Annotated in this window: 20 protein-coding genes; 17 read left to right on the forward strand and 3 right to left on the reverse strand. The window is 46.6% G+C overall.

Annotated elements, in window-relative coordinates; genetic code table 11:
• Position 1: 1 nt before the first annotated feature.
• Together D2962_RS02220 and D2962_RS02225 are read left to right on the forward strand one after the other, a co-directional pair.
• Complete coding sequence (locus D2962_RS02220) at positions 2-214, forward strand: hypothetical protein (protein ID WP_120767897.1); 213 nt, start codon at positions 2-4, stop codon at positions 212-214.
• On the forward strand, positions 214-1,293 hold the full coding sequence (locus D2962_RS02225; protein WP_162991065.1) for a GerAB/ArcD/ProY family transporter: 1,080 nt from the start codon (positions 214-216) through the stop codon (positions 1,291-1,293). The genes D2962_RS02220 and D2962_RS02225 overlap by 1 nt, the downstream gene beginning before the upstream one ends.
• Here D2962_RS02225 and D2962_RS02230 read toward each other — a convergent pair.
• Positions 1,290-1,679 (reverse strand): helix-turn-helix domain-containing protein, encoded by a 390-nt coding sequence (locus D2962_RS02230; RefSeq protein ID WP_120767899.1) that lies wholly within the window; start codon positions 1,677-1,679, stop codon positions 1,290-1,292. The two genes, D2962_RS02225 and D2962_RS02230, sit on opposite strands and share 4 nt — an antisense overlap.
• 144 nt (positions 1,680-1,823) lie before the next feature.
• Between D2962_RS02230 and D2962_RS17820 the strand changes: the two genes are divergently transcribed.
• The 5 genes from D2962_RS17820 (at position 1,824) to D2962_RS02255 (ending at position 7,531) form a co-directional block, all read left to right on the forward strand.
• Entirely contained in the window at positions 1,824-2,066 is a 243-nt protein-coding gene (locus tag D2962_RS17820; RefSeq protein ID WP_222927632.1) for an aspartyl-phosphate phosphatase Spo0E family protein, read from the forward strand.
• Between the two features lie 146 nt (positions 2,067-2,212).
• Positions 2,213-3,277 (forward strand): COG1470 family protein, encoded by a 1,065-nt coding sequence (locus D2962_RS02240; protein ID WP_245984858.1) that lies wholly within the window; start codon positions 2,213-2,215, stop codon positions 3,275-3,277.
• A 2-nt stretch (positions 3,278-3,279) separates the two neighbouring features.
• Entirely contained in the window at positions 3,280-4,257 is a 978-nt protein-coding gene (locus tag D2962_RS02245; protein ID WP_222927633.1) for an ABC transporter ATP-binding protein, read from the forward strand.
• A complete protein-coding gene (locus D2962_RS02250; protein ID WP_245984859.1) occupies positions 4,226-5,230 on the forward strand; it encodes an ABC transporter permease in 1,005 nt (334 codons plus the stop codon). The genes D2962_RS02245 and D2962_RS02250 overlap by 32 nt, the downstream gene beginning before the upstream one ends.
• A 183-nt stretch (positions 5,231-5,413) precedes the next feature.
• Positions 5,414-7,531, forward strand: coding sequence for a heavy metal translocating P-type ATPase (locus tag D2962_RS02255; RefSeq protein WP_122013982.1), 2,118 nt, complete (start codon positions 5,414-5,416; stop codon positions 7,529-7,531).
• Between the two features lie 17 nt (positions 7,532-7,548).
• Here D2962_RS02255 and D2962_RS02260 read toward each other — a convergent pair whose 3' ends face one another.
• Complete coding sequence (locus D2962_RS02260; protein ID WP_120767901.1) at positions 7,549-8,112, reverse strand: HD domain-containing protein; 564 nt, start codon at positions 8,110-8,112, stop codon at positions 7,549-7,551.
• A 187-nt stretch (positions 8,113-8,299) separates the two neighbouring features.
• A complete protein-coding gene (locus tag D2962_RS02265; protein WP_122013983.1) occupies positions 8,300-8,851 on the reverse strand; it encodes a spore coat protein in 552 nt (183 codons plus the stop codon).
• A 325-nt stretch (positions 8,852-9,176) separates the two neighbouring features.
• Between D2962_RS02265 and D2962_RS02270 the strand changes: the two genes are divergently transcribed.
• The 10 genes from D2962_RS02270 (at position 9,177) to D2962_RS02315 (ending at position 19,711) form a co-directional block, all read left to right on the forward strand.
• The gene (locus D2962_RS02270) at positions 9,177-10,361 is read left to right on the forward strand and encodes a thiolase family protein (protein WP_122013984.1); all 1,185 of its coding nucleotides are present in this window, start codon (positions 9,177-9,179) and stop codon (positions 10,359-10,361) included.
• A gap of 109 nt (positions 10,362-10,470) precedes the next feature.
• Positions 10,471-11,322: a 3-hydroxyacyl-CoA dehydrogenase family protein gene (locus tag D2962_RS02275; protein WP_122013985.1), complete on the forward strand. Its 852-nt coding sequence runs from the start codon at positions 10,471-10,473 to the stop codon at positions 11,320-11,322.
• A gap of 28 nt (positions 11,323-11,350) precedes the next feature.
• Positions 11,351-12,502: an acyl-CoA dehydrogenase family protein gene (locus D2962_RS02280; protein ID WP_122013986.1), complete on the forward strand. Its 1,152-nt coding sequence runs from the start codon at positions 11,351-11,353 to the stop codon at positions 12,500-12,502.
• Between the two features lie 171 nt (positions 12,503-12,673).
• The gene (locus D2962_RS02285) at positions 12,674-13,462 is read left to right on the forward strand and encodes an enoyl-CoA hydratase/isomerase family protein (RefSeq protein WP_122013987.1); all 789 of its coding nucleotides are present in this window, start codon (positions 12,674-12,676) and stop codon (positions 13,460-13,462) included.
• A gap of 89 nt (positions 13,463-13,551) precedes the next feature.
• On the forward strand, positions 13,552-14,352 hold the full coding sequence (locus D2962_RS02290; protein WP_122013988.1) for an electron transfer flavoprotein subunit beta/FixA family protein: 801 nt from the start codon (positions 13,552-13,554) through the stop codon (positions 14,350-14,352).
• 12 nt (positions 14,353-14,364) lie between these two features.
• Positions 14,365-15,570 (forward strand): electron transfer flavoprotein subunit alpha, encoded by a 1,206-nt coding sequence (locus tag D2962_RS02295; RefSeq protein WP_122013989.1) that lies wholly within the window; start codon positions 14,365-14,367, stop codon positions 15,568-15,570.
• A gap of 273 nt (positions 15,571-15,843) precedes the next feature.
• A complete protein-coding gene (locus D2962_RS02300; protein WP_122013990.1) occupies positions 15,844-16,734 on the forward strand; it encodes a copper amine oxidase N-terminal domain-containing protein in 891 nt (296 codons plus the stop codon).
• Between the two features lie 464 nt (positions 16,735-17,198).
• Positions 17,199-17,537, forward strand: coding sequence for a hypothetical protein (locus tag D2962_RS02305; protein ID WP_122013991.1), 339 nt, complete (start codon positions 17,199-17,201; stop codon positions 17,535-17,537).
• The gene (locus D2962_RS02310) at positions 17,534-18,337 is read left to right on the forward strand and encodes a GGDEF domain-containing protein (RefSeq protein ID WP_122013992.1); all 804 of its coding nucleotides are present in this window, start codon (positions 17,534-17,536) and stop codon (positions 18,335-18,337) included. Before D2962_RS02305 ends, D2962_RS02310 begins: the two co-directional genes overlap by 4 nt.
• Positions 18,338-18,355: 18 nt before the next feature.
• Positions 18,356-19,711: an HD domain-containing protein gene (locus tag D2962_RS02315; RefSeq protein WP_122013993.1), complete on the forward strand. Its 1,356-nt coding sequence runs from the start codon at positions 18,356-18,358 to the stop codon at positions 19,709-19,711.
• Positions 19,712-19,746 lie beyond the last annotated feature (35 nt).

Consider the following 19,746-nt stretch of genomic DNA (forward strand, 5'->3'; position numbering starts at 1 on the left):
TATGGTTATAGTCCTTATAGTATTTGCAATTTTAGGATTTTATGACCTGTCCGGGTTTATAAAACGAAGAGAACCGGCAAAGGTAATTGTCATATACACTTTTTTTATGTCGGTAAGTTTAGTAGTAAGCCTGCTTCTTACGGCAGACAAAAGGCCTTCCAGCCCTGCCGAATGGATAGAATGGATGCTGAAAATGATCGGGGTGGTAAAGTGATGGAGAACACCAAAATATCCAGTATACAATTATTCCTGCTTAATATAGGGTTTCTTTACGGCAGCACTGTTATATTAAGCCCTGCGATAAGTGCGAGAAATGATGCCTGGCTAGCTGTCATCCTTGGAGGGCTGGGAGGAGCTTTGCTTGTATGGATGTATGCGTCCATTGCGTTATTGAACCCTACAAAAACACTGGTAGGAATTCTAAAGGACAGGTTTGGGAAGTATATCGGAACTTTGATTGCCATCCTGTACATATGGTATTTTATTCATCTGGCTTCCCTTGTGTTCAGGAACTTCGGCGAGTTTATAGCCACTGTGACTTTTCCCGAAACTCCTATGGTGGTAGTTATAGCGATTTTTGCGGCTCTGGTGCTTTACGGGGTAAACAGCGGGATAGAGGTTATGAGCAGGTTAAGCGAATTGTTTGTCCCTTTTATACCTGTCACAGCCCTTATTACCAGCCTGTCCCTTATAACCACCCGTGATATTACAGCTTTCCTTCCGCTTCTGGAAGACGGGCTGGCACCTGTATTAAATGCAGCCCTGGGATTTGTAACATTTCCTTTCGGGGAAACAATTGTATTTTTAATGGTCTTTCCCCATTTGAATAAAAAAGAAAACCTGAAGAAAATCACAGCTTTTTCGGTTATTGTATTTATTGTGTTAAGCCTTTTGATTTTTTTCAGGTGTATAACAGTTTTAGGCCAAGACCTGCTATACCGTGCTGCTTTTTCGCCGCATTTAACGGCTCTACTAATACCGGGAGCCAATGTAGAACCGCTCATTGATATAAACCTGCTTATCGGTGGGGGGATAAAGATTTCCATCTGCATATATGCGGCAGCGAAGGCTTTAAGCCAGGTGTTCGGGATTGGCGATTACAGGAAATTGGTTACGGCAGTAACAACATTTAGTGTAGTCCTTTCGGTTTGGGTATATGAAAACCAGCTTGAGATGTTTGAATGGGCACAAAAAGTCTGGCCGTACTATTCTATTCCTTTCCAGGTTGTGATTCCTTTCATACTTATTATTTTATCACTAAAAAAGGGAAAAATAATGACAGGCAATTATTAATTTTTGCCCACATAAGGAAGGATAGTTTTTATTAGTTTTTTGACTAAATCTAATTCTTTCGGCGAGCACTTGTTGAGCAATTCGTTTAACTCTATGTCTTTTTTGCTATCAAAGGTATCATAAGTATTACGGGCATCGTGAACATAATAGGCATGATAAGCAGTTTTTCCAAAAATAAGGTAATCTAAAGAAACATGTAAACAATTGGCGACTCTAACCAAAACGGGGAGACTCATTTGCCTCTCTCCCCGCTCCAATTGCCCCACATAGTAGTCAGAAAGTCCTATGATTTCTGCAAACTCCTCCCGCGTAAGTCCGAGTTTTCCCCTTTCTTCCCGTATTCTCTGCCCGATTGCCTTGTTATCTATCTCCACATTTTTCTCCACTTTTTATTCACTCCCCACTACTAAATACTTTATCTAACTTAAAACTTTATCTGAATTTGCTATAAGCATATAATTATAATTTGCATTGAGCTAATTTTTGATGTAAAATTATGTTTATGGTTATTTTTACAGGGAGTGAACGGAGTGGACGGAAAAGATAAAATAGAAATAGCACGAAATATCCTCAATAATGCAGCAAATATGAACATGAGCAAAGAAATTCTCCTGAAAATAAGTCAAAAAATTGATAAGTATATTGTTGAGTATTTTCGCAAAGGCGGAGGCCAAAAGGGTTCCTCAATTAGAGGAGTTACTTTTTCAAAAAATCTTCACAAATTTATCATATATTTTGCATATTTCTATCTTAAAATAAAACCGAAAAAATAGGGCCAACAAAATTAAAAAACGGGGTGGTACAATTGCTTTATTTGCATCATAATCCTGGTTTCATTAAAAGAACGTTGTCCCTGTTATTTTCGGTGTTTTTTATTCTTGCCATGACCGGGACAAAACCAGCATACGCGTACGGGAATTTGACGGTATTTACCCCTTATCCGGGAGTGACCGCACAGCCGGGAGGCAGCGTTTCCTTTCCTCTGACAATAAGCGGACCGCCCGGATATGTTACCCTCAAGGTGGCGTCCCTGCCTGCAGGATGGACTGGTCAGATTTATGGAGACGGCAGGGAAATCCATGAAGTTTTCATACCTTCCGATGACAGCAGCCGGGCGGAGCTCAGGGTGCAGATACCTCAGAGCCAAAAAAACGGGGATTATGACCTGACGGTGGAAGCCGTCGGAGCAAAGAGCCGGGCAACATTATCGATAAATATAAAGGTTAAGGCCGGCGCCAGCGGCGGCGATAAACTTGACGTGCAGTATCCTTCGCTCAGCGGTCCCGATACGGCGAGCTACAGTTTTCGCGCGACTCTGTCGAATAATAGCGGACATGGGCGCTTTTACAGTCTGGGAGCCAGCGCTCCCGAGGGATGGCAGGTTTTTTTCAAACCGGCCTATCAGGAAAACCAGATAACAAGCCTGAGTCTTGATGCGGGCAAAACTCAGGATCTTGATGTGACGGTTCAGCCGCCCAAGGGTGTAAAAGCGGGGAAATACAGCATAACGGTGGCTGCTGTTTCCGGCAGTGAGGCCGTCAAGACAAACCTGGAGGTGGTTATAACCGGAACTTACAGGTTGAATCTTACAACCCCCTCCGGGCGTTTAAATGCAGATGTTACCGCGGGACGCAAAGGGGCGGTGACATTGCAGCTGGAAAACGACGGCAGCGCCGACCTCCAGAATATCAGCTTTTCGGCACAAACTCCCCAGAACTGGGCGGTAACTTTTGAACCTTCCAGCATAGACCGCCTGGCCAGCGGGGAAAAAAGGCAGGTAACGGCCTTTATTAACTCTTCCGGCAAGGCTATCGCCGGCGATTATGTGGTAAGCATTACTGCCTCCACTAGAGAAACCACGGCCGATGCGGATATTCGGGTGACTGTGCATACATCGACCCTCTGGGGCGTTGTGGGTGCGATTATAGTTATAGGTGTAATACTCTGGGTAATGTGGACATTTAAAAAGTATGGGCGGCGATAGAAATGGGACAGGATGGTATGATTTCAACTGTTGACCTTACGAAGAAATACAAAGATATAACCGCGGTGGATAAACTTAACTTAACTATAAACGGTGGAGAAATATATGGCTTATTAGGACCTAACGGGGCAGGAAAGACCACTACCATTCTCATGCTTATGGGATTGACGGAACCTACGTCGGGAAGTCTGCGGGTGGGGGGATATGATCCGATGCGCGATGCCCTGGAGGTAAAAAGAATAGTGGGATACATGCCCGACAATATTGGGTTCTATGATGACATGACCGGGCGTGAGAATTTGCGGTATACCGCCAGGCTGAACCGTATTCCCGAGCGGCAGGCCGAAATACAGATTCAAAACCTGTTGGAAAAGGTGGGACTTGTGGAAGCGGCAGACCGAAGGGTAAAGGAATACTCCAGGGGCATGCGGCAGCGGTTGGGAATCGCTGATGTGCTTTTAAAAAACCCGAAAATTATCATCCTCGACGAACCTACGCTGGGCCTTGATCCTGAAGGCGCGGAAGAGTTGCTGGATATTATTAGAGATCTCGGGCAAAAAGAAGGCAAGACCATCCTGATTTCTTCGCATCTTCTTTATCAGATTCAATCTATCTGTGATAGGGTGGGAATTTTCGTTAAAGGGAAATTGATAGCCGATGGAAAAATCGATGACCTGGCGGCACAACTTTCGGATGGAGAGCAGGTAATTGAAATCAGGGCCGAGCCTGTGGAGAAGCTTGCCGATGCCGTGATGTCGGTGGCGGGAGTAAATTTCGCCGAAAGGCATGGAAATACGGTCATTGTCAAAGGCGACGGTGAAAATCTGGCGCCCCGCATCGTAGCAGAGCTTGCTGCCCGCAACATGGCCGTGTACCATTTGAATGTCAGGGGATATAATCTGGATGACATTTACCGGCAATACTTCCGAGGAGAAGAGGTGAAACAAATTGACAGCAACAACTTCTACTATCGGCATTGAAGGCGAAGATGTTGGAAAAAAGGTAAAGCGCCGGGGCAGCGGGAATCTTGAAACCATATTCAGGAAAGAACTGGCCGACCAGTTTTCCAGCAGTAGATTTTTTATTCTCTTTTTTTTAATTATGATAACAGGCGCCGTTTCCTTTTATGCTGCGATACAAAGCCTACCGGCCGGAGACGCAGGAGACAATGAGTTCATACTGATAAAGCTTTTTACTACCGCTGCAAATTCACTGCCGCCGTTTACATGGTTTTTATCCCTGCTGGGACCGCTGGTGGGCCTGGCGATGGGATTTGACGCCATTAATGGGGAACAAAATCGGGGCACCATGAGCAGGCTATTGTCTCAGCCCGTATACCGGGATGATGTCATAAATGGTAAATTCCTTGCAAGGCTTGTGGTGCTTGCCATAATGACTGTGGCTCTCGGCGGTTTTGTTGGGGGCATGGGAATATTCATGACAGGCGTTGCGCCAACGGTAGAAGAAATCTTACGGCTCTTGCTTTATTTAGCTTTGAGCGTAGTGTATATGGCATTCTGGCTGGCCCTTTCAATGCTGTTTTCTCTGCTGTTCAGACAGGCTGCCACATCGGCTCTGGGGGGAATAGCTCTCTGGCTCTTTTTTTCCATCTTTATTCCGCTGCTGGCAGGCATGGTTGCCGATGCGGTATTTCCGGCAAATGACCCATCTCAAACTGCATCTCAGTTTTACAATGTTGTATTGAGGCAAAATATAAGCCGCATATCTCCCTCGACGCTGTACAGCGAAGCCTCTTTGACGCTTCTTTCGCCAGAAGTGCGAACTCTGGGACCGGTGCTTCTTGAACAGATCTACGGCGCCATTCCCGGATTTTTGCCTCTGGGCCAGAGCCTTTTGCTGATATGGCCGCATCTTACGGGATTGATAGCTGCGACGCTCATCATTTTTGCCGTAACATATACTTTGTTTTTACGCCAGGAAATCCGGGCATGAAGTAAATAAGCAATTTGCAGAAAAAATGATTTCACCATTATGGCAGGTGAAATCATTTTTTTCTTATATATTGCCCTTTTGATTATCATATGATAAAATAATTACAAGATAACATTTGAACATATATTCAAGTGATAAATCAAAAAATCTATATAAAACTTTAATTGGGAGGGACGAGAAATTTTGGCATACAGGCTGGAGGGATTGGATTGCCCAAATTGTGCCGCAAAGATTGAAAAGGAACTGAGAAAAATCGAAGGGCTTTCGGAGGTTTGCGTCAATTTTTCCACAAAAAGCGTAGCCCTGGACCCACGGTACGAGCAAGCGGCTAAGGAAATCTTAAGAAGGGTAGAACCCAATGTTGAACTTATTGCTGAAAGCTCTGCGGATAAAAAAGAGGAATCCGAAGCCATGACAGGCGAACAAAAAAAGAGGCTTTTATATATTTTTTCTTCTGCAGTCTTTCTAATATCGGGGATAATAGCAAGCCCCCGGCTTCACGGCAGATTTGAATTCATAGAGTATGCCATCTTCCTTGCCGCATATTTTATAGCAGGGTGGGAGGTATTATATGCCGCCCTGCGCAATATCTCCAGGGGACAGGTTTTTGACGAAAACTTTCTCATGACCGCAGCCACTGTGGGAGCCCTGGCCATCCACCAGCTTCCCGAAGCTGTAGGGGTCATGTTGTTTTACTCGGTAGGAGAATATTTCCAGGCCCAGGCCGTTAACCGTTCCCGGCGTTCCATTGAAGCTCTCATGGATATACGGCCCGATTATGTCAACCTGAAGCTGGACAGTGGCATTGAAAAGGTGCCGCCCCAGCTTGTACGGGTTGGGCAGGTTATTGTAGTAAGGCCCGGGGAGAAGGTGCCCCTGGATGGCCAGGTTATATCAGGCTCCTCCTTCATGGATACTTCGGCCCTCACCGGAGAATCGGTGCCCCGCAAAGTGGAGCCCGGAGATACTGTGCTTTCGGGCATGGTGAACACCGAAGGCTTTCTGGAGGTAAGGGTGGAAAGAACCTTCGGCGAATCCTCGGTGTCCAAGATCCTGGACCTGGTGCAAAACGCCGCCGCCAGGAAAGGCCGTACCGAGCAGTTCATCACGAAATTTGCCCACTACTATACTCCAGTGGTGGTGTTCACGGCAGCCGCCATAGCTACAATCCCTCCGCTGGTAATACCCGGGGCGACCTTTTCGGAATGGCTTTACAGGGCACTGACCATACTGGTCATATCATGCCCCTGCGCCCTGGTGGTATCCATCCCGCTGGGATATTTCGGGGGAATAGGCGGTGCCTCCCGCCGGGGAATCCTGGTGAAGGGGGCCAACTTCCTGGAAGTTCTGACTCATGTGGATGCCGTAGTGTTCGATAAGACCGGCACCCTCACAAAAGGGGTTTTCAAGGTATCGCAGGTTCAGGCAAAAAACGGCTATTCGCGTGAGGATATATTGAAGTTTGCGGCCCAAGCCGAAATCCATTCAAGCCACCCAATAGCAACATCCATCCGGGAGGCTTACGAAGCCACCGGTGCGGCCTTTGCAGCGACATCCGTGGAGGATTATCAGGAGATCGCAGGCCATGGGGTTAAAGCCCGGGTGGATGTAAACACCGTAATTGCTGGAAATGAGAGGTTGATGGAAAAGGAAGGCATAACTTACGATGTTCCACAGACCTCCGGCACCGTAGTGCATGTGGCGGTGGAAGGTAAATATGCGGGATATATCGTTATATCCGATGAAATAAAGCCCGACGCGAGAGCAGCAATAAAACACCTGAAGGCTCTCGGGGTAAAACATACGGTGATGCTCACCGGCGATGACGAAAAGGCAGCGGAGCTTGCCGCAAAAGAAATCGGAGTTGACGAGTATTTCGCAAATCTTTTGCCCCAGGACAAGGTTGCAAAACTGGAACACATCCAGGTCGGGGAAGGCGGCCGGCGCCGCAGGGTGGCTTTTGTAGGCGATGGCATAAACGATGCCCCGGTCATTACCCGGGCCGACGTGGGCATGGCCATGGGCGGTTTGGGTTCCGATGCCGCCATAGAGGCCGCCGATGTGGTTATCATGGAGGATGCGCCTTCAAAGGTGGCGGACGCCATTAAGATAGCCCGCCATACCAGGAAAATCGTCATCGAGAACATCGTCCTGGCCCTTAGTGTAAAAGGAATTTTCCTGGCCATGGGAGCCGCGGGCATCGCCACCATGTGGGAGGCGGTGTTTGCCGATGTGGGCGTGGCTCTGCTGGCGGTGCTGAACTCCACCAGAGCCCTGGCCGCAGGATGGCGTGAAAAATGAGCAATCAACCCAAGGGGCTATAATCCCAGAACATCTGCAATTTCGGTCATGGCTTTGAGAGAAAGCTCCGCAAATTCTGCAAAGGGAATCCCCAGCTTTTCTATGGAGCGCATGGCATCCCTGTCGGCACCGGCCGCAAAGCGCAGTTCGTTCATCCTCTTGGTAATGGATTTCACCTTGACGCTGGAGAGCTTTTTATCAGGATACACCAGGGCTATGGCGGTGATAAATCCCGTTATGGGATCTGCTGCATACAGTGCCCGGTCGAAACTGTTTTTTATCTCGGTGCCGGTGGCCTGGTTGTGGGCCAGGATGGCATGATACATTTCCTCATTGCCAAAATTGATGCTCCTTAAAATCTCGACGGCTTTCGGCCCGTGCTGCTCGGGAAAAGTCCTGTAATCCACCATGTCCGCATCTAAATCATGCAGCAGCCCCGCTATGCCCCACTCGTCTTCTTTATCCGGGGCAAGCCTCCGGGCGAGAGCCATCATCACTGCTTCCACAGCGTAGCAGTGTTTTACCAGATGGTCAGTATGTAGATACTCATTCAAGATTTCAATTGCCTTCTGCCTGTCCATTTTTATCCTCCTGTATTTTTATTGGCATTAGTTTCCTATATTATAACATAATTTGTCTTATATGTCATATTTTAAGGATAATAATGATAATTATGCAGAAACATCACTGAAAATGCAAAAAAATAGAGAGGCTCCTTTTCAGGAACCTCTCTATTTTTCATACGGTAGTTAGCATGACATTAAATTTTTAGCTGGTAAAGCCCATGGGCTGATACATGTTTATCATGGTATTGGTGGTGTTCTGCTGCATGGTGGGCACCTGATAATAGCCGCGGCTGTTCATATACTGCCACACATCATAGGCCTGGTCGGCGCAGTTGATGGCACCCTGGATAAGCATCCGGCGAAGCTCGGGATTGGCGCACTCGAGAGATGCCATCATTCTCTTGGATGCTCCCGTCTTGTGGATTCCCATGAGGGCGGAAGCCACATCCTGGTCATCTACCTGTTTTGCGGAAGGATTTGGTGTTGTCGGAGAAGGACTTCTCAGACCATAAGTTGGAGAAAAATTGGTATTGGCCCTGTAAGGAACAGCCTCCTGGAAACCTGCCTGGTTGATGGCCGATACCATATTGTTGTATTCATCCACCATGAAATCCAGCTGTTTGTTTAAAAGGCTTTTCAGCTGAGGATCCTTGCAGTGTTCGCCGTAAAGCTGGACGGTGTTAATGCCGGTTACGGTATCGGATAATACTTCATGCAGTTCCATTACTTCATGGGCACCGAGATTTGCTGCCATAAGATGACCTCCTGTCTAAAAATTAATTTACATACAAAGTATAATATTCCACAACACCTTTGAAGATATTCTAAAATCGTGAAAGAAAAAAATTAAGCATTGTTTGACTTTTTGGTCAACATAAACAATTTAGAGGACTAAAAATGCGAAAAAATGCATAAAATTTATATAGTATCCTGTGGAAATGTTTAGAGTTTGAACGGAATGTTTAAAAAATGAACATAGTCGGTATTTGAAAGTCTGCCAGAGCTTGTTTTTTCAATTGGCACAAATATTGCTTATATAAAAAATTACAAATTACATAAAAATTATTGGGGGTGGAATCGTGCGTGAAGTGGTTATTGTTAGCGCCGTGAGGACCGCCTGCGGCAAGTACGGAGGGAGCCTTTCAAAAAAGACACCTATAGAACTGGGGAGTGCAGTGATTGCGGAAGCCGTGAAAAGAGCGGGCATTGAGAAGGAAATGGTGGAAGAAGTAATATGGGGCAATGCATGGCAGGCAGGAGTGGGTCCCAATCTGGGAAGGCTGGTGACTGTGAAAAGCGGCCTTCCCGTGAGTACCTCGGCTTTTACGGTAAATAAAAGGTGCGCTTCGGGGTTGAAATCCGTGGCGCTGGCTGCCCAGGCCATAAGGGCAGGGGATGCGGATGTCATGGTGGCGGGGGGAGCAGAGATGGCAAGCAGGGCGCCTTATCTTCTCCCTGAAGCCCGGTGGGGATACAGGCTGGGCGCAGGGGAGCTTCAGGACCACCTCCACCAGGATGGTTTCATGTGCCCTCTGGCGGGCATGATGATGGGCGCCACAGCGGAGGTACTGGTGGAGGAATACGGTATCACCAGAGAGGAGCAGGATGAATATTCCTTCATGAGCCATAAAAGAGCAATTGCTGCCATGGATAGCGGGAAATTTACGGATGAGATCTTACCCATAAATATTGGTGATAAGAAAAACCCCAACGCAGTTTTTGCCAGCGAAGAAATTCCGAGGCGTGATATTTCAATGCAGGCTCTGGCAAAGCTTCCCTCGGTCTTCAAAGAAAAAGGCACCATAACAGCGGGTTCCAGTTCAGCCCTGTGCGATGGGGCTGCGGCACTGGTACTGATGGCCAGGGAAAAGGCCGAAGCCCTGGGAATAAAGCCCCTGGCAAAAATCCTGGCCCACGGTCAGAGGGGGGTAGACCCAACCCATATGGGGATAGGTCCCGTGGAAGCCGTTCCCATTGCTCTCAAAAAAGCAGGTATGACCCTGAAGGACATCGACCTGATTGAACTAAATGAAGCCTTTGCAGGCCAGGTGCTGGCGGTAGTAAGGGATCTGAACCTGGATATGGACAGGACCAATATTTACGGCGGAGCTATTTCCCTGGGCCATCCCATAGGCGCCACCGGAGCAAAACTCGTAACCACCCTCATAAATGCCCTCAGGCAGGAGAATAAACATATAGGTATGGTTACCCTCTGTGTGGGCGGCGGTCAGGGAGAAGCCATGATAATAGAGAGAATGAGCTAGATTAAAGTGGAATTTTATCATGGAGGATATTTGCAAGCAGGCTACAGGATGTTCAAAAAGTGAACATCCATAAAAAATCCAGCGGAGGATTATAGTAAGGAGGGTTATTATGGAATTTAAAAAAATAATGGTTGTGGGTGCCGGCACCATGGGACATGGTATAGCTCAAGCCTGCGCCCAGCAGGGGTTTGAAGCGGTGCTCATCGATATGGAGAGGTCTCTTGTAGATAAGGCCATAGCCAGGATAAAAACGGGCCTTGATAAAAGGGTCGAAAAGGGCAAGATGACCGCTGAAGAAGCGGATGCCATCATGTCCAGGATTTCAGGCGGAACGGAAATAGAAGCATATGAAGGGGTGGATTTTGTCATTGAAGCGGTGGTGGAAGATGTAGAAGTCAAAAAACAGGTCTTTGCCCGTCTTGATAGGCATTTTGGGCCCGAAGTAATCCTCGCCACCAACACCACCGCCTGTTCCATCAGCGAAATAGCCGGTGCCACCCGGGAAAAGGGGAGGGTTGTAGGTATGCATTTCTTTAATCCCCCCGTCGTCATGAAACTGGTGGAAATAATCCCGGGCCTTGATACGGCTCCGGAGACGGTGGAGAAGACCCGTGCCCTGGCGGAGATGCTGGGGAAAACGCCCATAGTGACAAAAATAGAATCACCTGCCGGAATTGTGAGCAGGGTACTGGCAGCTCTTTTAAATGAGGCGGTCAATGTCTATTCAGAAGGAGTGGCCGATCCTACGGAAATCGACACCGCAATGAAACTGGGGGCCAACCTTCCCATGGGACCACTGGAACTTATAGACATGATAGGCGTGGATATACATCTTGCCAAGACCGAAACCCTCTACAGGGAATTCGGAGACCCTCGCTACCGCCCACCCTATATCCTGAAAAAAATGGTGAGAGCCGGGCACCTGGGGCGCAAGACCGGTCGGGGTTTCTATAAATATTAAAAAACTATAATATAAGGGAGGCGGCATTATGAATTTTGATATGACTGAAGAACAGCAGATGATAAAAAGTATGGTGGCGGAATTTGCCGAAAAGGAGATTGTTCCTGTAGCGGCGGAAAATGACCTTAATGAGAAATTTCCATGGAGTATAGTTAAAAAAATGGGGGAACTGGGTATCTTCGGCACAGTGATTCCCGAAGAGTACGGCGGAGGAGGCTTTGATAACATCGCCCATGCTATTGTGGCTGAAGAACTGGGAAGAGTGGACTCTTCGGTAAGAGGCATTTATTCGGTACAGGTATCGCTGGTGGCACTTACCATACTAAAATGGGGTAATGAGGAACAAAAGAAAAAATATGTGCCCCGCCTGGCTTCCGGCGAAATCCTTGGATGTTTCGGCCTTACGGAGCCCAATTCCGGCAGCGATGCAGTGAGCATGCAGGCCACGGCGGTGGAAGATGGCGACAGCTACATTTTAAACGGAAACAAGATGTGGATAACCAATGGTGGAGTAGCAGACATTGCCCTGATATTCGCCAAGACCGATAAAAACGCCGGTGCCCGGGGTATCACGGCATTTATTGTGGATACTAAAACCCCCGGATTTTCCACCAGGGACATCCATCAGAAGTTGGGCCTGAGGTCATCCAATACAGCCGAACTCATTCTGACCGATGTGAGGGTTCCCAAAGAAAACATTCTGGGGGAAGTGGGCAAGGGATTCAAGGTGGCCATGAGCGCCCTGGACTTTGGCCGCTATACCGTGGCTGCGGGATGTGTGGGTCTGGCCCAGGGGTGCTATGACGTAGCCAAAAAGTATGCCCTGGAGAGGGTCCAGTTCGGCAAGCCCATTGCCGGACATCAGCTCATTCAGGAGATGTTCGCCGACATGATAGTGGATATTGAAGCCGGCCGTCTTCTGGTATACCGGGTAGGGCATCTTAAAAATAAAGGAGTCCCCAATACCAGGGAAGTTTGTGTGGCGAAACTCTTCTGCAGCGAGATGGTAAACCGTGTAGCCTACAAGGCGCTGCAGGTCTTTGGCGGGTATGGATTTTCCGGGGAATTCCCCATTGAAAGATACTACAGAGATGCCCGCATAAATACCCTTTATGAAGGAACAAGCCAGATTCAGAAGCTCATTATAGCCAACAAGGACCTGGGGATATCCGCCTTTTAGGTGCCAGGCACTCACTTATTCTCACTTATTCACTTATGTAATTTTCCGAAAATTATTCCAGTCAGGCCTTGAACCGGTTGGCAGCCACCCTAAAGAGATTGCCTCAGGGTCCATCGCTCGTCAAGTAAGATTAAAGAGGAAAGTTTCCTGCTTGGAGAGGAGATGATTATAATGGATTATCAACTATTAGCGTATAAGCAAGAGGATGGCGTGGCCTATATTACCATAAACCGCCCGGAGGTGAGGAATGCCCTCAGCAACAGGCTGGTGGATGAACTGGAGGAAGTGATATCACAGATCGAGAAAAATGAAGAACTCCGGGCAGTGGTAATAACCGGCGCTGGAGACAAAGCCTTCATGTCGGGCGCCGACATAAGGGAACTGGTGGAAAGAGACGCCATCATCGGCCGAAAGCATACCAGGCAGCGCCAGGAGCTTTTTAGCCGCATCGAAAATTTGAACATCCCGGTTATAGCCGCCGTCAACGGCTATGCCATTGGGGCTGGCCTGGAGCTTTCCATGGCCTGTACCTTTAGAATAGCATCGGAAAATGCTAAATTCGCAGCATCGGAAGTGAAGCTGGGTATAATCCCCGGCGCCGGCGGCACCCAGAGGCTTACAAGACTGGTGGGAAAGGCCAAGGCACTGGAGATGATACTCTTTGGAGATATCATTGATGCTGGCGAAGCTTTGAGGATAGGCCTTGTAAACAAAGTGGTGCCCCAGGATAAACTTATGGAAGAAGTGTCGGCATGGGTAAAAAAGATAAAAGCCCTTCCCAAACTTGCCATACAATATGCCAAGGAATCCGTGAACCGGGGAGCAAATCTCGGCCTGGAACAGGGTCTCGCCCACGAATCCTACCTATTCGCCTTAGCCTGCACCACCCAGGACAAGAAAGAGGGCGTGGCGGCATTTCTGGAAAAAGGACGCCGAACTTTATTGGAAAATAATATATAGTTCTGGTATAGAAACTAAGTCCGCTGCCGGAGATTCAAAGGGAGGTTGACGCCCGGCCTTGAACATTAACATAAAAGAGGTGAATATGATTGAAGATAGTAGTCTGTATAAAGCAGGTGCCCAGCACCGAGGCCAGGGTCCAGATGGATCCCATCAAAGGCACCCTCATCCGGGAGGGAGTGGAATCGGTAGTAAATCCCTTTGATGAGTATGCCATAGAAGAGGGCATAAGGTTGAAAGAGAGATACGGCGGTGAAGTTACGGTGATATCCATGGGTCCCCCCCAGGCCAAGGAAGCCCTGAAAACCGCACTGGCTATGGGAGCGGATAAAGCTGTACTCCTCAGTGATAGGGCCTTTGCGGGTTCGGACACCCTTGCTACAGCCTATACTCTTTCACTGGGTATAAAAAAATTAGGGGATATTGATATAGTCATTTGCGGCAAACAGGCCACCGATGGGGATACCGCCCAGGTGGGACCGGGGCTAGCCCAGCGGCTTAACCTGAGACAGATAACGTACGTTTCCAAAATCAGGGAAATCAATCTGAAAAATAGAAAAATTACTGCCGAGCGTCTTATTGAAAGCGGCACCCAGGTGGTATCTACCGCACTTCCTGCCCTTATTACCGTGGTTAAAGACATCAACCAGCCCCGGATACCCAATATCTTTTCCATTAAGAAGGCCACCAGAGCAGAGATTCCCGTATGGGGCATGCAGGATCTGGGAGGAGACCCGAAGGATTTTGGATTTGATGGTTCCCCTACCCAGGTGGTCCGGATTTTTACACCACCTCCCCGGCAGGGAGGCGAGATAATCCAGGGAGAAGTGCCGGAGGCCGTAGCAAAGCTCATAGAGGCGCTTACCAGCAGGAATATAATCAATCTATAAGGAGGCCGGAATATGGCACTAAAAGTAATCAAAGAAAACTGCACCGGCTGCGGGCTCTGCGTGGATGTGTGTGCCTATAGCGGCATCAAAATAAACGATGAAGGTGTGGCCGAGGTTACCGAAAGTTGTATTTTGTGCGGCCAGTGTGTGGATGTATGCCCCGCCGGAGCACTTATGATGGAAGAAAAAAAGGCTACAGTCGAAGATATATCCGACTATAAAGGTGTAATGGTATTTGTGGAGCATGAGTTTGGGAAAATACATTCCGTTTCATTTGAACTCCTGGGAAAGGGGAGAGAGATAGCCGATAATCTTGGAGTATCCCTTTCAGCCATGTTAATTGGTGCCGAAGGAGACAGTATGGCCCTGGAAGTGGCCCGGTACGACGTAGATACAATATATGTTTGCAACAGCACATGGTTGAAGGATTATCAGACAAACACCTATGTGGCCGAAGCGGAAAATATAATCAGGACATATAAGCCAGAAATAGTTCTGATCGGTGCCACCACCCTGGGAAGGGATTTTGCCGGCGCTCTGGCTGCAAGGCTCAAGACCGGTCTTACCGCCGACTGCACCGAACTTTCTGTGGATATGGAAAAGCGCCTGCTCCTGCAGACCCGTCCTGCCTTTGGCGGAAACATCATGGCTACCATAATATCTCCTAACAGAAGGCCTCAAATGGCCACCGTAAGGCCAAAGGTCATGGCCATGCCGGAGCCGGTGAAAAATCCTGATGTACAGATTATCCAGGTACAGCCGGTGTCGGGACCCCAGGATATGCTTCTTGACATACTGGAATTCATCCCCGATACCGCCGGAACGGTGAATTTAGCCGATGCTGACATCATAATATCCGGCGGCCGGGGCATGAAAGGCCCGGAAAATTTCTCCATGCTCTTTGAACTGGCAGAACTTCTGGGCGGAGCCGTGGGTGCCTCCAGGGCCGCAGTGGACAGCGGATGGATGCCTTATGCCCATCAGGTGGGGCAGACCGGGAGGACCGTAAGGCCCAAGCTCTACATCGCCTGCGGCATCTCCGGGGCCATCCAGCACCTGGCAGGCATGCAGACCTCGGAAAATATTGTGGCCATAAACAAGGACCCCGATGCCCCCATATTCAAGGTGGCCACCTTCGGCATAGTGGGCGACCTTTTCAAAGTAGTGCCGGAGCTCATCCGACAAATAAAATACAAAAAACAACAGATGGCATCTTGATTTCAAGCAAAACCGGACCAAAAAAATTGGTCTGGTTTTTAATTTAACATATTCCTGGATGAATCTTTGAAAGCTTATGAAATAGTGTATCCCGCAGCGGGAGATGTAAACGCAGCCGTTGCCATGACCGTGGAAGAGATGGCAGAGCTTTTTAATAATAACTGGGTGAACGTTACCCTGTAGTGAAAAAATTTAAGAAAAAAGGACAAATTACCCCAAAATTTTTATTTTACGTTGCGGAAATATATAACAAAAAAAGAGGAGGAATTTTCCATGAAAAAGTTTCTGGCTTTAGTTATGATGTTTCTTCTTGTCCTAACAAGCAGTTCTATGGTCTTTGCAAAGGGGAGTGAAACTAAATACCTGGAGAAGAACCAGATTCAAAATCAGGAACAAATTCAGGAACAAAATCAAATCAGAGAAGAAGAGGAACAGGAAAAAAGTCAGGATATAGAAAATAATGGAGATATCACCGAAAATCAAGATATCAATAATAGCGACAATGAGGACGGGAATAAATTAAAACTTAATGAAAAGGTAAAGGAAAAGGTAAAAAACGAGATCGAAAACAAAACCCAAAATCAAGGCGATGAAAGTGAATTGCAAATTGAAGAAAAGTTGCAGGAGTTAAAATCGGAATTTAAGAATTCGTTAAAGGATAAGGAAAAAAGAAAAGAAATCTTAAAGCAGATTCGCGAACTTAAAAAACAGCAAAATGATAATACAACTGGCGTTTTTGTAAACGGTGAAGAACTGAAATTTGATACGCCGCCCGTAATAAAAGAAGGTAGGGTTTTAATCCCTGTTAGAGCTGTGGTCAATGCTCTTGGTGCAGAAGTTAAATGGGACCAGGAAACAAAAACCGTTACAATAACGAAGGATGGGAAAACCGTAATATTGCAGTTAGAATCAAAAACGGCCATTGTTGACGGCCAGGAAGTTAAGCTGGATGTGCCTGCGGGAATTCAAAACGGCCGGACCATAGTTCCTTTGAGGTTTATAATGCAGGCCTTTAACTCCAATGTTGAATGGGATGGAGAAGATAATACCGTAATCATCGATGATTCTGAACAAGACATGACGGATTCCACCGACGAAACACTATCTTCAGAAACCGTTCCTGAGGCCTCCGAAAGCGGGACAACGCAGACTAATGCTCAATAGAATTTTAAAGTAACACCTTAACATGCTGCAAACACAGTAAATCAATGGAAAATCTACCAGAGGGTATTTTTACATAAATATAGACAAATTAAATTCAGAAGATAAAACCTCGCTTTGCCGAGGTTTTTTTTTGATATTTTCGGTATGCAAATTTATTTTATATAGATTGTAAAAACAAAGATTGTAAAAACATGATGATATTTGTTAAAGAATATAGTAAAATTAGCATATACAGCCGGCACATTTACAATAAAGACCTGAAAATAGAAAAGAACAACTATATTTTGCAAATAATAAAATTATTTTACTATACGGGAGGTTTTATTAATAATGAAAGATGTCGTAATTTCAAGACTTGGTGAATTCGTGGAGGAACTGGCAAAAGAAGATGAAAAGAAAAAGCATGGGAGGATTTTCTGGTAGACTTTGCCGAAGTTTGTGAAAAAGCGAATTTTAAAGAAGAATTGAAAGCCCCCATTTCCAATCTTCTGCAGCATATAAGCGAAAAGGAACTGTCGGACGGCGTAGGACTTTTACACGCTAAAATAGAAAATTTTCCCATAGTCGATGTTTATAAGGTGCTCACAGAAGTGCTCGGAGATATGAATAGGGAAAATCAGATGCGGATAACAGAACTCCGTGATATCCTTGCCGAACTTGCCACCCCGATTATACGGCTAGAGGGAATGCAGAGGAAGACTAGGGTTGTGCCTGAGGGGGCGGCGGAAAAGGTAGTGCGGGATTTTGCAATTAGAGAAGATGACGCAAGCGTTTTAATAGCAAGAGGAGGGATAGGGCTGTGAGCGATTTAAAGAATTTTACTGTTGAATATAAAAACTATCTTTCCCAGTTTATTTTAAGGGGCGGACAGGACGACGTGCTGTTTGAGGCCTACCAGAATCTGATAAAACTGCTCGACGAGTCGTCTGCCCAGGCGGCAAACCTCCTGGATATTCACAACCAGGTTTTGAAAGATGTGCTTAATATAAGAAATGACAATGATATGGTCCAGTGGATATATATAGAAAGAGCTACGGAATTCCTCGCCCAGATACTTATTGCGACGGATGCCCTGCTTCTGTCTTTAAAAGAGAGTGTCGAAAGAGATCCTCTGACGGGACTTTATAACAGGCTGGCCATCGAAAAGATGCTGTCAAAGCTGTGGGCGAATGCTCAGATTTCAAAAACCCCCCTTACTGTGGCGATGCTAGATCTAGACAATTTCAAAGATGTTAATGACAGTTACGGCCATATAGTCGGGGATGAACTTCTGAAAGAAACAAGTTCTATTATAAAGAAGAGCCTTAGGGATGGAGACGTGGTAATGAGGTATGGGGGAGAAGAATTCATTATTTTGTTGCCGGAAACGGACGGCAGAGGAGCGAAAAAGCCGCTTGAGAGGATAAGAAAGCGGATAGAGGATGGAGTGTTTACAGAAGCTAAGATAAAAGTTACCGCCAGCATAGGTGCGGCTGTGTATCCGGATAATCGTCCTTTAAGTGTGGATGAAATAATAGAATTTGCAGATGCCGCGATGTACGAGGCTAAAGCAAGAGGGAAGAACAGGCTCATCTTTTACGGCCGGCTGAGCAGCGAAAAATAGTTGGAGAGGTGTGCTTAAATGGAAGATAATTTTAAAGATCGACACATTATTCTGCCGCAAGTTCCGCCGGATGCCGGTTTAAGAGAAGTGGCGGGAAAATTACTGGACAGTGAAGGAAACCTGGTAATTGTGGGGAAAGAGGGAGAAGGTGCTCAGGGGTATATAGACTGCAAGTCGATAATAAAATGGCTTCTTATGGGAGATGAAAGTGCAAAAATTACAGCCGGAGACATTGCTGTTTTGATAAAAGACGAGGATAGAGTGGAATTGTCCGGAGATATAGAGAGAATTATTGAAAGAATAAGTAAATGCGGAGAAATGCCGTTATTTGCCGGCGAAGGCGGAAGGTTAGCGGGCGGACTTTCACTGCAAAAGATGATAGCCGAGCTTGCCAGGTCTCACAGTGAAGAAAAGCAGAAGAGGACTGATATAGAGCATTTGATAGACATGATAATAGAGGTCCTGCCATTTGGGGTTGCACTGGTTTCCAGGGAAGGTGAGGTCATAAAGGCCAATGAGCTTGCAAGAAAAATAATGTTAGAAAATACTATAGGTGCCGAAGAAATGGAGGCAATAATAAAAGGTAATTACCACAGCAGGGTATTCATAAGTAAAATGGGAACTTATTTTAAAGTTGCAGCGACCCTTTTAAAAGAGTCAAATTCCATTCTTATTGTTTATATAGATGTTACAGTTGAGTATACCCTGATGGAAAAACTGAGAAACGCTCAGGGGGAAGTGGAAACGGCGTTCTCAGTGATGCTTCCAGACCAGCGGATTGAGGCACGGTTAAAATCAATAGTAGAGTATATGGATGAATATGACGAAAGCACAGGCATGATAAAGATAACCGGTATTATCAAACAGGGCTGTTACAGGCATATCATAAATATGCTCAAATTGATAGCAGATGCCTTTGGACAGGGTCTGATGGAACTGCCGGGCATGGATAAGAATACGCTTGTTCAGGCTACCATAATGCATGATATCGGGAAGGTGCAGCCGGATTTGAAGATAGGAGATGCGGTAAATCCAAAAGAAGTATTCGAAAAGGGCTTTCTCCATGCATTTCGGGGAGCTTCTTTAAGCAAGTCGCTGTATGACATAAACGATGAAATATATTATATGATAAAATATCATCATCACGCGGAGAATGAATTGCCGGCCGATTTTCCGGATTACCTGTTACCCATGCACAGGTTTTTCAGATTGATTGACGGTCTTTCTGCCGGAATTACCCGCAGGGGTTCTAAAGTTGTAATGAAGGTAAAAGGTACAAGAATTTATGTGAAAGAAGAAAGCAGTTTTCCGTATTATAATCAGGAAATAGAGATGGATATTTATACGGGATTCTTCGTCAACCATAAGTTGTAAAGGGCCGGGGAATTTTGATGATGAGGGGGGAGACC

Source organism: Biomaibacter acetigenes, from assembly GCF_003691585.1.
Taxonomy (GTDB): Bacteria; Bacillota; Thermosediminibacteria; order Thermosediminibacterales; family Tepidanaerobacteraceae; genus Biomaibacter; species Biomaibacter acetigenes.

Excerpts from the sequence above, each read along its gene's own strand:
- D2962_RS02225 (WP_162991065.1), top strand. The coding sequence starts at position 214 with ATGGAGAACACCAAAATATCCAGTATACAATTATTCCTGCTTAATATA.
- D2962_RS02280 (WP_122013986.1), top strand. The coding sequence starts at position 11,351 with ATGAATTTTGATATGACTGAAGAACAGCAGATGATAAAAAGTATGGTG.
- D2962_RS02245 (WP_222927633.1), top strand. The coding sequence starts at position 3,280 with ATGGGACAGGATGGTATGATTTCAACTGTTGACCTTACGAAGAAATAC.
- D2962_RS02315 (WP_122013993.1), top strand. The coding sequence starts at position 18,356 with ATGGAAGATAATTTTAAAGATCGACACATTATTCTGCCGCAAGTTCCG.
- D2962_RS02285 (WP_122013987.1), top strand. The coding sequence starts at position 12,674 with ATGGATTATCAACTATTAGCGTATAAGCAAGAGGATGGCGTGGCCTAT.
- D2962_RS02260 (WP_120767901.1), bottom strand. The coding sequence starts at position 8,112 with ATGGACAGGCAGAAGGCAATTGAAATCTTGAATGAGTATCTACATACT.
- D2962_RS02295 (WP_122013989.1), top strand. The coding sequence starts at position 14,365 with ATGGCACTAAAAGTAATCAAAGAAAACTGCACCGGCTGCGGGCTCTGC.
- D2962_RS02275 (WP_122013985.1), top strand. The coding sequence starts at position 10,471 with ATGGAATTTAAAAAAATAATGGTTGTGGGTGCCGGCACCATGGGACAT.
- D2962_RS02265 (WP_122013983.1), bottom strand. The coding sequence starts at position 8,851 with ATGGCAGCAAATCTCGGTGCCCATGAAGTAATGGAACTGCATGAAGTA.
- D2962_RS02220 (WP_120767897.1), top strand. The coding sequence starts at position 2 with ATGGTTATAGTCCTTATAGTATTTGCAATTTTAGGATTTTATGACCTG.
- D2962_RS02300 (WP_122013990.1), top strand. The coding sequence starts at position 15,844 with ATGAAAAAGTTTCTGGCTTTAGTTATGATGTTTCTTCTTGTCCTAACA.